Genomic DNA, 13,118 nt, shown 5'->3' on the forward strand with positions numbered 1-13,118 from the left:
GCGATCTCCGTTGATCCGGTCGTCGGCGGGCGGCCTCAGGCCGTCATCCGCTCCAGCAGCTCGCGGTAGCGGGCGACGGTGCGGTCGATGATCTCGGCCGGCAGCGGCGGCGGGGTGCCCTGCTTGTCCCAGCGGGCCGAGAGCCAGTCGCGCACGATCTGCTTGTCGAAGCTCGCCATCCGCTCTTTCGGCGTCGCGCCCGTCTCCCAGGACTGGCGGTCCCAGTACCGCGAGGAGTCGCTCGTGAGCACCTCGTCGGCCAGCCGCAGCACGCCGTCCTCGTCAACCCCGAACTCGAACTTCGTGTCGGCGAGGATGAGCCCGCGCGCCTCGGCCGCCGCGGCCGCCCGCCGGTAGATCGACAGCGAGGCGTCGCGCAGCTCGGCGGCGCGCTCGGCGCCCACCAGCTCCACGGTGCGCTCGAATGAGATGTTCTCGTCGTGCTCGCCCAGCGGCGCCTTGTACGCGGGGGTGTAGATCGGCTCGGGCAGGCGATCGCCGTCCTGCAGGCCCGCCGGCAGCGGGATGCCGCACACCGTGCCCTGCGCGCGGTACTCCAGCCAGCCCGATCCGGTGAGGTAACCGCGCACGACGCACTCGACGGGCAGCATGTCGAGCGAGCGCACGATCATCGCCCGCCCCGCGACCTCCGGCGGCGCCGCCTCGCCGGTGAGGTGGTTCGGCACGGCCTCGCCGCCGTCGGCCCCCGCGAGCTGGTCGAACCACCACAGGCTGAGGCTCGTGAGCAGCTCGCCCTTGCCGGGGATGCCGGGGGAGAGCACATGATCGAACGCGCTCACCCGGTCGCTGGCGACCACGAGCATGCGCCCGTCGCCGCCGTCCGCGGGACGGTACAGGTCGCGCACCTTCCCGGAGTACACGTGCGTCCAGCCGGGGATCTCGCGCGCCTCGCTCATCCGTCCATTATCGGGGCGCCGCGGGGCGGTGGGAGACGCGGTCCGGTGGGGAAGGCTGTGCCGGCTGTATAGGGACGAACAACCCGACGGCTCCGGTTCTCCTCCGAAATGCATGAAGGACGACCGTCGGGCGCCGGTCCGCCCCTGAAGGCTGACTGGCGCCCGACGCGTGATCAGTGACTGTTCAGGACCGCCCACGCGATGAGGCTGTCGATGCGGCGGACATCCGCCCCTTTCGCGAGCTTCACCTTGATATGTCCGGCGCGTGTCCAGAGCTCGATCTCCGAGTTCCAGTCGAGCGTGCCGGCGTTCTCAGACGACCACATGTTGATCGCGCCGTACGGCAGCGAGTAGATCTCCACCTTCTTGCCGGTGATCCCCTGTGCATCCCGCACGATCAGCCGTTTCGTCGTGAACGTCGCCGAGTCGCGGAAGGTCCGAAACGACGCCACCGCCTGCTCGCCTTGCGTCAGAAGAGACACGACATCTTCGGGTACGGGGATCTCCTGCTGAAGCGTCCAGGTGAGGATCGGTGCTTCCATCAGTAGCCCACCGCAGCGAGCGCGAAGTCGATCTGTTCGGGCGTGAAGTCCTCGTACGCGAGCTGGTCGTAGAGACCTTCACGGGAGAACGCCATCATGTCGAGGTAGCTCTGTGCCTTCTCTGCGGCCTCGGCATTCCAGTCCGGTGCGAGGTGGTCTACAGCGAACGTGGCGTCCTCGACCGAGTAGCCCTCGTATTCGAGCTGTTCGATTAGACCCGTACGCGAGAAGCCCATGTAGTCGAGGTAGTCCTGGGCCTTGCTGACCGCGTTCGACTGGGACAGGGTCATGGCGGGCGCGGGCTCGGTTGCGGCGATCGCGACAGTCGCGCCCTCTTCGGTCTCCTGGCCGGCAGTGGGCTCCTGCGAGTCGATGACCGCTTCGTCGGTGGCACCGCCTGCATCGAGCGTCAGCCCAAGCTCGGACAGCGTCGCACGGGCTTCGCCCACTGTCGCTCCGACGACCGATGGCACAGTGAGCGCAGGCTCCTCGACGACTGGTGCCGGTTCGGGCGCCTGTGACGGCTCGGCGTCCGTGCTCTGTTCGTCGGCCGTGGTCTGTTCGTCGGAGGAACTCGGAGTGCTCGCGGTGTCACTTGCGCCGTTCGCGGCATTGATCCCATTGATGATGAGGCCGAGCACCACGAAGGCGCCAGTGAGAATCCACGCGAGCTTCCGATGCTGCTCGTGACCCTGGAGCCTGGCCCCTCGCACGTCACGCGTTGCGCCGGCCAACACCATGATGAGGTCGATGAGCCACCAGATTCCGGCCCCGCCGAGCGTGACCAGTTTCAGAATGCCGGTGCCGATCTTGCCCAGGTAGAAGCGGTCGACGCCGAAGATTCCGAGGAACAGCGACAGAAGCCAGGTTGCGATGAATGACTTCGATCCTTCGCCCGGCGCGGGGATGCCGCGCGCCGGCGGCTGTGCGCCGGGGAGAGGTGCAACCGGCGGCGGCACCACTCCGCCACCGGCGGGCGGATTGGCGGGACTGAATGCCGGTCCCTGCGGGCCGGGCGGCGGCGGGGTCTGATCGAATGACATCGGTCTCCTCATGCATAAGTCCCCGGGCAGATATGAGCACCCGGGAAGGGCGAGTTTAGTTTTCCGGATCGCGGGTCACCAGGACCGGCTGGTGGATAACGATTCAGGTGCGATCTCCACTGTCGGGGCGGATGAGGATCCGCACCTCCGCCATCCGACCGGAACCGGTCAGACGATCGTCTGCCGATCCGTGGACGAAGGGCGGGCACGCGGTGTCGGAGCGGCCGCCTAATCTCGGAACATGACCACCCCCGTGCCCGCACAGGACAGCCGCTGGTCGCGGCTCCTCGACGGCGGCTGGTCGACCGGTCTGTTCGTCATCGGCTGCCTGTGGGACATCCTGTGCCTCATCAACGTCCCCGGGGCGGCGATCGTCCCGTGGGAGGCCGAGGCGGAGGTCACGCTGACCGATCTCGGCGTGCTGCTGTTCCTCGTCGTCGTCGGGGCGTGGTCCACGGTGTTCTTCCGCGCCCGGATGCCGATCGCCGTTCTGATCGCGGGAGGCGTCCTTCTCGTCATCGGCGTCTCGTACCTGCTCGCCCTGGTGGGCGCCTTCCAGGCGCTCACGCGGTGGCCCCGCCGGACGACGGCGATCGCGGGCGGCACTGCGATCGCCGTCGTGCTGTTCGCCCTGCGCGAGTCGACGACCGACTGGGGGATGGCCGTGCCGTGGCTGTTCGGGCGGGAGCACTCCGACCCGACGCTGCTCGGCTGGGCGCTCGTGCCCTGGGTCGTCGCGGTCGTCGCGCTCGGCGTGCTCGCCGGTCTCGTGGCGTTCCAGCGCACGCGCACGGACGCCGAGGCGAGCAGGCGGCGTGCCGAGCGGGAGCACGCCCGCGCCGACGCGCTGGACGAGGAGCTCGCGCGGCAGGCGGAGCGGGCCAGGATCGCGCGCGATCTGCACGACGGCCTGGGGCACCGGCTGTCGACCGCGGCGCTGTCGGCCAGCGCGTTCGAGGCGCAGGTCGCCGCCGACCCCGCCGTGAACCCCGCCCTGGCGCAATGGGCGCGCACGGTGCGCGAGCAGACCCACGCGGCCCTGAACGACGTCCGCGGCGTGGTGGGAGGGCTGCGCGCCGACTCGCCGGGAGGGCAGGCGTCGCCGTCGCCGACCCTGCGCGACATCGGTGCGCTGCTGGCGGGCCTGCGTGCGGCGGGGCACCGCATCGAGGCGTATGTCGTCACCGAGGCGATCGACCAGGCGCGGCAGGAGCTGCACACCGAGGGCTACCGGATCGCCCAGGAGGCGCTCACCAACGCGACCAAGCACGCACCCGGCGCCGCGGTCTCGTTCGTCCTGGACGCCGCGCCCGACCGGGGACTGCGGATCCGCGTGGAGAACCCGATCGTCGCGGCGCCGGTCCCCGTGCCCTCGGGCGGGTTCGGCCTCGTCGGCCTGCGCGAGCGCGTGCAGTCGGCCGGCGGGGAGGTGTGGATCGGTCCGCACGAGGGGAGGTTCATCGTCGACGTGACGCTGCCGTGGAGCGCGTGAGCGCACGCCCCTCGTGCCGGTAGGTTTGCGGGGTGACCACCGGTCAGCCCGATCGCCCGATTCGCGTCCTCGTCGTCGACGACGACTTTCTCGCACGCTCCGCCGTGGAGGCGATCCTGGCACCCCGTCCCGACATCGAGGTGATCGGCACCGCTTCGGGCGGCGCGGAGGCGATCGAACTCGCGCGGGCGCACCGCCCCGACGTCGTGCTCATGGACGTCCAGATGCCCGGCATGGACGGCATCGAGACGACCCGCGAGCTGCTGCGACACGTGGACACGCAGGTGGCCGCGATGACGAGCATCGCCGGAGCCGACACCGTGGCGCGGATGCTCGAGGCGGGCGCGTACGGCTACGTGCTCAAGGAGACGGCGCCGGCCGATCTCGCCCACGCGGTGGTCACGGTGGCGCGCGGCGACGCGTTCCTGTCTCCGCTGCACACACGGCAGCTCATCGAGCGCCTCACCGTCGACTCCGGCGCGGGCGAGCGTCGCCACGCCGCGGAGGTCGTCGAGACCCTGACCGATCGGGAGCGCGACGTCGCGCGGCTGGTGGCCACCGGCGCGAGCGACGACGAGATCTCGCGGGAGCTGCACCTCGCGCCGTCGACCGTGAAGTCACACATCCAGCAGGCGCGGCTCAAGCTCGGCGCGCGCAACCGCACGCAGATGGCGGTGATCGTCGACCGGGCGATGCGGGGCCCGGCGTTCTGACGCGTCAGTGGAAGGTGGCCGAGCCGGTGTAGTTCGAGGGCGCCTCGGGGCCGCCGTCGAAGCCCAGGCTCTGCGACAGGCCGGAGCGCGCGCCGTCGCGGTCGAGCCGGCGCTCGACGAGGCGCACGTTGTAGCGGTTGGGGTAGACGTACACGGCCACGAGCACGAGCGAGATGACCCCGCCGATCGCGTAGGTGATGAGCGTGGCGTGCGGCAGCGCGAACTGCAGCGCGACCGAGACGAGCGCCGGGAGCATCGCGACGGCGACGCGCTGGAACAGCGTGGTCTGGTAGGCGCCGAGGCCGGCCGTCCGGTCGATCTCCACGTCGCGGGCGGGCAGCGCCGGCATGCGCAGGCCGAAGGTGAGCACCCCGATCCAGGCCGCGGCGCCGATCGCGAGGGGCACCACGATCCCGAGCAGGTCAGGAGCGCCCCACGGGTCGTCCGCCGGGGTGATGAAGGTCAGCACGATGCCGATCATCGGGATCGCGCCGAGATAGGCGATCGCAATGGTGCGCAGGATGCGCAGGCGTGCGGCGGCGGGCGCGGGTTGCGTGGTCACGGTCGTCCCCCTCGGTCGTGGCTCGTGCCCTCATCATCCCAGGTCGTGCGCCGGTGAGAGGATGGAGCCGATGACCGCGCTGCCCGCCGACGAGAGATGGCGCGGCGTCGCGGGCGGGGCGATGCTCATCGGCGTCGCGGTGATGGCGGCGATCTACGCCCCGCAGCCGCTGCTCGCCGAGATCGCGGCCGAGTTCGGACGCACGGCGCTCGAGGCCAACCTCGTCGTCTCGATGACCACGCTCGGCATCGCGTGCGGCGTCTTCCCCGCGGCGTGGATCGCCGATCGCGTGGGTCGCGGCCCGGTGCTCGCGGTGTCGCTCGGGTGCGGGGCGCTCCTCACGCTTGTGACGGCCGCGACGCCCGACTGGGCCGTGATCGTGGCGGCCCGCTTCCTCGCCGGGCTCCTCATGAGCGGGGTGCTCGTCTCGGCGGTGGTGTGGACGGGAGCGGCGGTGCCCCGCCTGCGTCGTGCGCGCGTGGCGGCCGCCTACGTCTCGGGCACGACGATCGGCGGCATGAGCGGTCGCATCGCCGCCGGCCTCGGCGCCGAGGCGTGGGGCTGGCGCGCGGGCATCGTGCTCGTGGACGTGCTCGTCGTGCTGGGCGGCGTCTGCGGCGTGATCGCGGTGACGATGCTCGCCCGCCGCCGCCCGTCCGAGGCGCCCGCCGCCACGGGCGGCACCCGCGTGGTGGTGAGCTGGACGGTCCGGGCGCGGCTCTACGCGATCGCGTTCTTCGCGATGGCCGCCTTCATCGGCGTCTACAACGCCATCGCGTTCCGCATGACGCACCCGCCCTTCTCGCTCGGCGTGGGGCTCACCTCGATGCTGTTCCTCGGCTACATCGCCGGCACGGTCACGTCGGTCCGGGCGGGCGCCCTGATCGACCGGATCGGCGTGCGGGCGACCATCCTCGTCGGGATCGCGCTTGAGCTCGCCGGGATCCTCGCGACGCTGATCGAGAGCCTCCTCGCGATCATCCCGGGCCTGCTGCTCATGGCGGCCGGGTTCTTCGTGCTGCACGCCGCCGCGTCGGCGACCGTGCCGGCGGTCTCGCCGCGCCCGACGGTCGGATCCGCCTGGTACACGCTCTGGTACTACGCCGGATCGTCCGCGGGCTCGCTCCTCCTCGGCGCCGCCTGGGACGCCGGCCGCTGGCCCGCGGTGGGCGCGCTCGCCGCGGCGATGGCCCTCGCCGCGGCCGTCAGCGCCGCGACCCTGCCGAGCCGCCCCGGCGGCCGCTGATCAGGCGCTCACCGGCTCACAGGCTCGGCGAGCCGCGCGCGGTTCGAGGTCCTCGAGAAGAAGATCGAGTTGCTCGATCGAGATGTCGCGACGCTGTACCACCGTCAGTTCGGCGACGACCGCGCCTAGGTGTACCGGGTCGCGCGCCCGATCAGACCACGCGTGCGGCGATGTCGCGGCGGTGGTGCGATCCCTCGAGCGTGATCCGGTCGATCGCCGCGTAGGCGCGCTCGCGGGCGGTCGCGAAGTCGGGCGCCGTGGCGACGACGTTCAACACGCGGCCGCCCGTGGCGACGAGGCCGTCGCCCTCGGCGCGCGTGGCGGCGTGCGCGAGGTGCACGCCCTCGACGGTGGCGGCCTCGGCGAGCCCGCCGAGCGGGCGGCCGGTGATCGGCGCCTCCGGGTAGCCCTCGCTGGCCAGGACCACGGTCACGGCGACGTCGTCCGCGAACTCCGGGGCCGGGGCGTCCTCCAGCGTGCCGCGCGCGGCGGCCAGCAGCAGCTCCGACAGCGGCGTGCGCAGTCGCGGCAGCACCACCTGGGTCTCGGGATCGCCGAAGCGGGCGTTGAACTCGATCACCTTCACGCCGCTCTCGGTGAGGATCAGGCCGGCGTAGAGCAGGCCGACGAACGGCGTGCCCTCGGCATCGAGCTGGCGGATGACGGGGAGGGCGACCCGCTCGGTGACCTCGGCGACGAACTCGGCCTCGCCGCCGAACCGCTCGGCCAGCCACGGCAGCGGCGAGTAGGCGCCCATGCCGCCCGTGTTCGGGCCGGCGTCGCCGTCGAGCGCCCGCTTGAAGTCCTGGGCGGGGCTCAGCGCGCGCACGGTGTCGCCGTCGCTGAGGAAGAAGAGCGACACCTCGGGGCCTGAGAGGAACTCCTCGATCAGCACCGCCCCGCTGGGCAGGTATTGGGCCGCGTGGGCGAGCGCGGCCTCGCGATCGGAGGTCACGATGACGCCCTTGCCCGCCGCGAGGCCATCGGCCTTGACCACGTAGGGGGCGCCGAACGCGTCGAGCGCGGCGGCGACCTCCTCGGCGGTGCCGGCGCGGGCGGCGCGTCCCGTGGGCACGCCCGCCGACTCCATGATCCGCTTGGCGAAGGCCTTGGATCCCTCCAGCTGCGCGGCCGCCTTGCCCGGGCCGAACACCGGGATGCCGCGCTCGCGCAGCGCATCGGCCACGCCCGCGACGAGCGGGGCCTCGGGGCCGACGACGACGAGGTCGACCGCGTGCTCGATCGCGTAGGCGCTCACGGCGACGGGGTCGAGCATGTCCAAGTCGACGATCCGCGCGTCCTGGGCGATGCCGGCGTTGCCCGGCGCCGCGAGGATCTCGTGGGCGGTGGGCTCCGAGCGGAGCGCCAGGACGATGGCGTGCTCGCGCGCGCCCGAACCGAGGACGAGGATCTTCACGCGCACCAGCCTACGGGGCCTGCGGAATCGCGCAGATCTGCGATTCCGCGCAGCGCGAGGCCGATCGGGTGAGCCGAATCGCAGATCTGCGCGGCAACGCCGCCGCCCGCCGCACGCGCCCGCCCGAACCCCGCGGTTGAATGGGGGCATGGCGAAGCGGATCGAGACGGGCGAGGGGCGCGCGGCGCTCGAGGCCGTGCGCGCGGCCGGCGCGGCGGGGGAGCGGCCCCCGCGCCCCGCCCTCGCCACCGCCGTGCGCTACCTGCTGCAGCTGCTCGTCGAGAAGGCCCCGGGCAACACCGTCGAGGTGCGGGTGCCGCCGTTCGGCGCGGCGCAGGTGGTGCAGGGCCCGCGGCACACGCGCGGCACCCCGCCCAACGTCGTCGAGATGGACGCGGCCGTGTGGATCGCCGTCGCCACGGGCGAGGCCACCTGGGATGACGCGCTCGCCGAGGGGCGCATCTCGGCCTCCGGGGTCCGCGCCGACCTCGCGCCCCTGCTGCCCCTGCGCCCCTGAGACCGTGCCTTCGCTGGGAGGTGCGCGAGAAGAGAGCATTCCCAGAATGCCGGTGAAAGAATCGGGATCATGCAGTCCGGGGTGAACGCCGATGTCGTCAAGGTGCGTCGCGCGCCCAAGTTCGGCGTCTTCGCCGCCCTGGGCGCCATGCTCGGCATCGTCGCGGCGATCATCCTCTCGACGGTCTTCACCGGCACCGACGAGGCCAGCCGCTACACGCTCGTGGAGTACACCCGCGGGCAGGCCTTCGGGTTCATCCTGCTGTGGTGCGTCCCCGCGGGCATCGCGCTCGGCATGCTCGTGGCGCTGATCCTCGACGCGACGATCGGCCGCCGCACCCGCGACGTGCGGGTCTCGCACGAGACCGTCGCCGACGCCGACTGACGTCAGAGCAGATCGGCCACGATCGGCCGGATCGCCTTCCCGAACGCCGGCGCATCGCCGCGGAGCCCGTCGCTCACCGCGATCGAGAGGTCGCCGATCCACCAGATGCCGCGCTGCGTGAGCGGCAGCAGCTGCACGTTCAGGGTGAACGGATGGGCCGGGCGCCCCGCGCGCTTCTCCTCGTCGCGCACGAGGTAGGTCCACACCAGATCGGCCGCGCGGGCGCGCTGCTCCAGCATCAGCCGGCCCCGCGCCGCGTCGGCGAACGCGAGCGCCGCGGGGGCGAGCGGCGCGATCGCCTCCGCCAGGCGCACGGCGCTCACGGGGAGCGCCACGAGATCGCGGAAGCCGTCCACGAGCTCGAGCGGCTCGTCGGCCGGATGGGCGAGCGGTTCCACCGTCATGCGCCAGTACTGCAGCCACTGCGCGGTGACCTCGTCGTCGGCCTCGCCCGCCGGGATCACCCCGCGCAGCGCCGGAAGCTCCTCGGGCGGCCGCACCCCGAGCGTCGTGCGCAGGTAGAGCGCCACCAGCACGCCGAGGTCGGTGCCCTCGGTCACACGCCAGCTCGGCCGCTCCGATGCCTGCATGCGCTCAGTCTAGGGACGGGCCACCCGCCGGGGCCGGTGCGCGCCCAGCCCTCTCGCATGGAGCATCCCGATGCGGCGGCTAGGCTGGACGCGTGGCCGCCGATCCCACCTCGCAAGCGCCCTCCGCGCACAACTCCACGTACACCGAAGCCGGTGTCGACACCGCCGCAGGCGACCTCGCGGTCGAGCTGATGAAGTCGTCGGTGCGCGCGACGCAGGGCCCCGAGGTGCTGGGCGGGGTCGGCGGATTCGCCGGGCTCTTCGACGCCAGCGCACTGCGCGGCTACCGCCGCCCGCTGCTCGCCACCAGCACCGACGGCGTGGGCACCAAGGTCGCGATCGCGCAGGCGATCGACAAGCACGACACGATCGGCCAGGACCTCGTGGGCATGGTCGTCGATGACATCGTCGTGGTCGGCGCCCGGCCGCTGTTCATGACGGACTACATCGCGTGCGGCAAGGTCGTGCCCGAGCGCATCGCCGACATCGTGCGCGGCATCGCCGACGCCTGCACCGCCACGGGCACCGCGCTCGTCGGCGGCGAGACCGCGGAGCACCCGGGCCTGCTGGGCGTCGACGACTACGACGTGGCGGGCGCGGCGACCGGCGTCGTCGAGGCCGACGCCGTGCTCGGCGCGGAGCGCGTGCGGCCGGGCGACGCGGTGCTCGCGCTCGGCTCCAGCGGCCTGCACTCCAACGGCTACTCGCTCGTGCGGCACATCCTCACCAAGGCGGGGATCGGCTACGGCGATCACGCCGCCGACTTCGGCACCTCGTGGGGCGAGGCGCTCCTGGAGCCCACCCGCCTGTACACCTCGCCGCTGCTGCGCCTCATCGCACAGCTCGGCGACGGCGTCCACTCGCTCAGCCACGTCACCGGCGGCGGCATCGCGGCGAACCTCGCGCGCGTGCTGCCCCGCGGCACCTGGAGCGAGGTGGACCGCACCACCTGGAGCCCGAGCCCCGTCTTCCGCGTGCTCAGCGACATCGCCGGCACGACGCTGGAGTCCAGCGAGGGCACCTGGAACCTCGGGATCGGCTTCCTCGCGATCGTCGATCCGGCGGTCGTCGACGCGGCGATCGCGGCGCTCGCGCAGGACGGGATCCCCGCGTGGCAGGTCGGCACCGTCGGCGAGGGCGCGGCCCCGGGCGACGACTTCGAGCAGGGCGCCAAGGGCGTCGATGGCGGTGCCGTCCGCCTGGTCGGCGCCTACGCCAACTGACAGAACGGATGAAGTAACCACCCCATGTGCGGCATCGTCGGAATGGTCGGGCGCGGCCCGGTCAACCAGGACATCTACGACGCGCTCCTCCTGCTGCAGCACCGCGGTCAGGATGCCACCGGCATCGCCACCGCCGAGCCCAGCGGCGTCATGCACATCCAGAAGAAGCCGGGGCAGGTGCGCGAGGCCTTCCGCACGCGCGACATGCGCTCGCTGCTCGGCAACGTCGGCCTCGGTCACGTGCGCTACGCCACCAAGGGCACGGCGTCGGCCGAGGAGGAGGCGCAGCCCTTCTACGTCAACTCCCCGTACGGCCTGATCCTCATCCACAACGGCAACCTCACGAACACGCGCGAGCTGACCGCCGAGATGGAACAGCGCGATCGCCGGCACCTGAACTCGTCGAGCGACACCGAGCTGCTGCTGAACGTGCTGGCCAACGAGCTGCAGGCCACCACGAGCCCGGTCGACCTCGACCCCGACCGCATCTTCGAGGCCGTCACCCGCACGCACCGCCGCATCGAGGGCGCGTACGCCGTGATCTCGGTGATCGCCGGATACGGGCTACTGGCCTTCCGCGATCCGTTCGGCATCCGCCCGCTCGTGCTGGGGCGCCGCGCCGGCGACGACGGGCGCGACGAGTGGGTCGTGGCCAGCGAGTCGCTCGTGCTCGAGAACGCCGACTACGAGCTGGTCCGCGACGTCGAGCCCGGCGAGGCCGTGTTCATCACGAACGATGGCGACCTCTACGCTAAGCAGTGCGCCGACGACCCGAAGCTGCTGCCGTGCTCGTTCGAGTACGTGTACCTGGCGCGTCCCGACTCGATCATGAACGGCGTCTCCGTGTACGAGTCGCGCCTGCGCATGGGCGAGAAGCTCGCCGCCACGATCGCCAAGCACGTGCCCGAGGGACTGATCGACGTCGTCATGCCGATCCCCGACTCGGCGCGTCCCGCGGCGATGGAGGTCGCGAAGGTGCTCGGGATCGAGTACCGCGAGGGCTTCTACAAGAACCGCTACGTCGGCCGCACGTTCATCATGCCGGGCCAGGCCGTGCGCAAGAAGAGCGTGCGCCAGAAGCTCAACGCGATGTCGAGCGAGTTCCGCGGCAAGAACGTGCTGCTGATCGACGACTCGATCGTGCGCGGCACGACGAGCAAGCAGATCGTGCAGATGGCGTACGCCGCCGGGGCCAAGACGGTCACGTTCGCCTCGGCCGCCCCGCCGGTGCGACACCCGCACGTCTACGGCATCAACATGCCCTCGCGCCTCGAGCTGGTGGCCCACGGCCGCACGATCCCGGAGATCGCCGAGGAGCTCGGCTGCGATCACCTGGTGTACCAGGAGGTCGAGGACCTGCGCGACGCGATCATCGAGAGCGCCGTCGGCGGAGCGTCGTTCACCGACCTCGACATGAGCTGCTTCGACGGCCGCTACGTCACCGGCACCGTCACCGACGAGTACCTGAGCTGGGTCGAGAGCGTCCAGACCTCCTGACCGCCGACGCGAGAAGGGCCCCGATCGGATGATGATCGGGGCCCTTCGTCGTGTGGGTCAGGTGAGGTCCGACGGCGGGTAGTCCTCGTCGTCGGCGAGCAGCTCGCCCTGCGGGATGACCAGCAGCGGGATCGACTGGCGGTGCGAGAGGCGTGCCGCGACCGATCCGGTGAAGAACTCGCGCAGCGACTCGCCGAAGCCCCGCTTGCGGGTGCCGATCACGATGAGCTTCGCGTCGATCTTGGTCGTGAAGTGCTTGAGCGCGAGGGCCGGGTCGCCGACGAGCTGCCGCGACTCCCACGCGATCCGGCCGTCGAGCACCTCGGCGGCCGCCTGCTTGACGGCCTCGAACTCCTCGGCGCCGGCGTCGACGTTGATGTCGATCGGGGCGGAGTGGACGTATCCGTCCGGGTCCTCGTAGGTGACGAAGCGCGTCACATCCACGTGCACGACGACCAACGGCGCGCCCAGCAGCTTGGCGTATCGGGCGGCCTCCTTGAGGACCCGCGGGTTCTGATCGGGAATCGCTCCGACGACGACCGCTCCGTGCAGTGCCTTGTCTTCCTCGGGAATGCGGGCCTCGCCCACAGCCTCGACCTGGTTCTTCGACACCGTCATCGCCCCCTTCAGGGTCCCCTCTGAGCCGGTGTTTCCGGCCCTCGTGGTACTCTGGATTCTACTCTTTCCGGTCCTTTCGCCGGGTGATTTTGAACACATCGTGGCAGCACCCGCAGCTCAAACGAGGGGGTCCCGCGCATGGGGCGTGGCCGTCAGAAGGCGAAGCACACCAAGCTCGCCCGTGAACTGAAGTCGTACAGTCCTTCGGTGGACTACAACGCGCTCGAGCGCGAGCTCGGCAGCCACAGCGACGACGACCTGTACGTCGACAAGTGGGCCGATCAGTACGGTGACGACGACGAAGATCAGGACAACGCGGCCTGATCCGTCGAACGCGAAATCGCCGTGGGTGTAAGA

15 protein-coding genes are annotated in these 13,118 nt (G+C 71.5%); 8 read left to right on the forward strand and 7 right to left on the reverse strand.

The features are described 5' to 3' along the window. Positions 1–35: 35 nt before the first annotated feature. The 3 genes from E3O41_RS01440 to E3O41_RS01450 all read right to left on the reverse strand — a co-directional run bounded on the left by E3O41_RS01440 (position 36) and on the right by E3O41_RS01450 (position 2,502). The gene (locus tag E3O41_RS01440) at positions 36–917 is read right to left on the reverse strand and encodes a phosphoribosylaminoimidazolesuccinocarboxamide synthase (RefSeq protein ID WP_135011869.1); all 882 of its coding nucleotides are present in this window, start codon (positions 915–917) and stop codon (positions 36–38) included. A 173-nt stretch (positions 918–1,090) separates the two neighbouring features. Next, a complete protein-coding gene (locus E3O41_RS01445) occupies positions 1,091–1,459 on the reverse strand; it encodes a PH domain-containing protein (protein WP_067026627.1) in 369 nt (122 codons plus the stop codon). Beyond that, complete coding sequence (locus E3O41_RS01450; RefSeq protein ID WP_083990961.1) at positions 1,459–2,502, reverse strand: Ltp family lipoprotein; 1,044 nt, start codon at positions 2,500–2,502, stop codon at positions 1,459–1,461. Before E3O41_RS01450 ends, E3O41_RS01445 begins: the two co-directional genes overlap by 1 nt. Positions 2,503–2,743: 241 nt before the next feature. Here E3O41_RS01450 and E3O41_RS01455 point away from each other — a divergent pair, with 241 nt between their 5' ends. Both E3O41_RS01455 and E3O41_RS01460 read left to right on the forward strand, forming a co-directional pair. After that, positions 2,744–3,994, forward strand: coding sequence for a sensor histidine kinase (locus E3O41_RS01455; RefSeq protein ID WP_067026629.1), 1,251 nt, complete (start codon positions 2,744–2,746; stop codon positions 3,992–3,994). A 32-nt stretch (positions 3,995–4,026) separates the two neighbouring features. Next, positions 4,027–4,707, forward strand: coding sequence for a response regulator (locus E3O41_RS01460; protein WP_067026631.1), 681 nt, complete (start codon positions 4,027–4,029; stop codon positions 4,705–4,707). Between the two features lie 4 nt (positions 4,708–4,711). Here the strand turns inward: E3O41_RS01460 and E3O41_RS01465 are convergent, their stop codons facing one another. Beyond that, positions 4,712–5,269 (reverse strand): hypothetical protein, encoded by a 558-nt coding sequence (locus E3O41_RS01465; RefSeq protein ID WP_067026633.1) that lies wholly within the window; start codon positions 5,267–5,269, stop codon positions 4,712–4,714. Positions 5,270–5,339: 70 nt separating this feature from the next. On the opposite strand from E3O41_RS01465, the gene E3O41_RS01470 reads away from it, so the two are divergent. Next, positions 5,340–6,515, forward strand: a complete 1,176-nt coding sequence (locus E3O41_RS01470) for an MFS transporter (protein ID WP_162303956.1) — start codon at positions 5,340–5,342, stop codon at positions 6,513–6,515. Positions 6,516–6,666: 151 nt separating this feature from the next. On the opposite strand, the gene purD is transcribed toward E3O41_RS01470, so the two are convergent. Further along, complete coding sequence (gene purD / locus E3O41_RS01475) at positions 6,667–7,932, reverse strand: phosphoribosylamine--glycine ligase (protein ID WP_067026636.1); 1,266 nt, start codon at positions 7,930–7,932, stop codon at positions 6,667–6,669. Positions 7,933–8,080: 148 nt separating this feature from the next. Between purD and E3O41_RS01480 the strand changes: the two genes are divergently transcribed. Continuing rightward, on the forward strand, positions 8,081–8,449 hold the full coding sequence (locus E3O41_RS01480) for a sterol carrier family protein (protein WP_067026638.1): 369 nt from the start codon (positions 8,081–8,083) through the stop codon (positions 8,447–8,449). A 69-nt stretch (positions 8,450–8,518) separates the two neighbouring features. Then, complete coding sequence (locus tag E3O41_RS01485) at positions 8,519–8,833, forward strand: hypothetical protein (RefSeq protein ID WP_067026641.1); 315 nt, start codon at positions 8,519–8,521, stop codon at positions 8,831–8,833. Positions 8,834–8,835: 2 nt separating this feature from the next. Here the strand turns inward: E3O41_RS01485 and E3O41_RS01490 are convergent, their stop codons facing one another. Next, positions 8,836–9,423, reverse strand: coding sequence for a hypothetical protein (locus tag E3O41_RS01490; protein WP_067026643.1), 588 nt, complete (start codon positions 9,421–9,423; stop codon positions 8,836–8,838). 191 nt (positions 9,424–9,614) lie between these two features. On the opposite strand from E3O41_RS01490, the gene purM reads away from it, so the two are divergent. Both purM and purF read left to right on the forward strand, forming a co-directional pair. Then, positions 9,615–10,646 carry a phosphoribosylformylglycinamidine cyclo-ligase gene (gene purM, locus E3O41_RS01495; RefSeq protein ID WP_240482418.1) on the forward strand — a complete coding sequence of 344 codons (1,032 nt, stop codon included), beginning with the start codon at positions 9,615–9,617 and terminating at the stop codon, positions 10,644–10,646. Between the two features lie 24 nt (positions 10,647–10,670). Continuing rightward, on the forward strand, positions 10,671–12,143 hold the full coding sequence (gene purF / locus E3O41_RS01500) for an amidophosphoribosyltransferase (protein WP_067026648.1): 1,473 nt from the start codon (positions 10,671–10,673) through the stop codon (positions 12,141–12,143). 57 nt (positions 12,144–12,200) lie between these two features. Here purF and E3O41_RS01505 read toward each other — a convergent pair whose 3' ends face one another. Then, positions 12,201–12,761 (reverse strand): universal stress protein, encoded by a 561-nt coding sequence (locus tag E3O41_RS01505; protein WP_083990964.1) that lies wholly within the window; start codon positions 12,759–12,761, stop codon positions 12,201–12,203. Between the two features lie 138 nt (positions 12,762–12,899). Here E3O41_RS01505 and E3O41_RS01510 point away from each other — a divergent pair, with 138 nt between their 5' ends. Continuing rightward, complete coding sequence (locus tag E3O41_RS01510; RefSeq protein WP_067026649.1) at positions 12,900–13,085, forward strand: DUF3073 domain-containing protein; 186 nt, start codon at positions 12,900–12,902, stop codon at positions 13,083–13,085. The last annotated feature ends 33 nt before the right edge of the window (positions 13,086–13,118 follow it).

It is taken from the genome of Microbacterium sediminis, from assembly GCF_004564075.1.
GTDB lineage: Bacteria > Actinomycetota > Actinomycetes > Actinomycetales > Microbacteriaceae > Microbacterium > Microbacterium sediminis.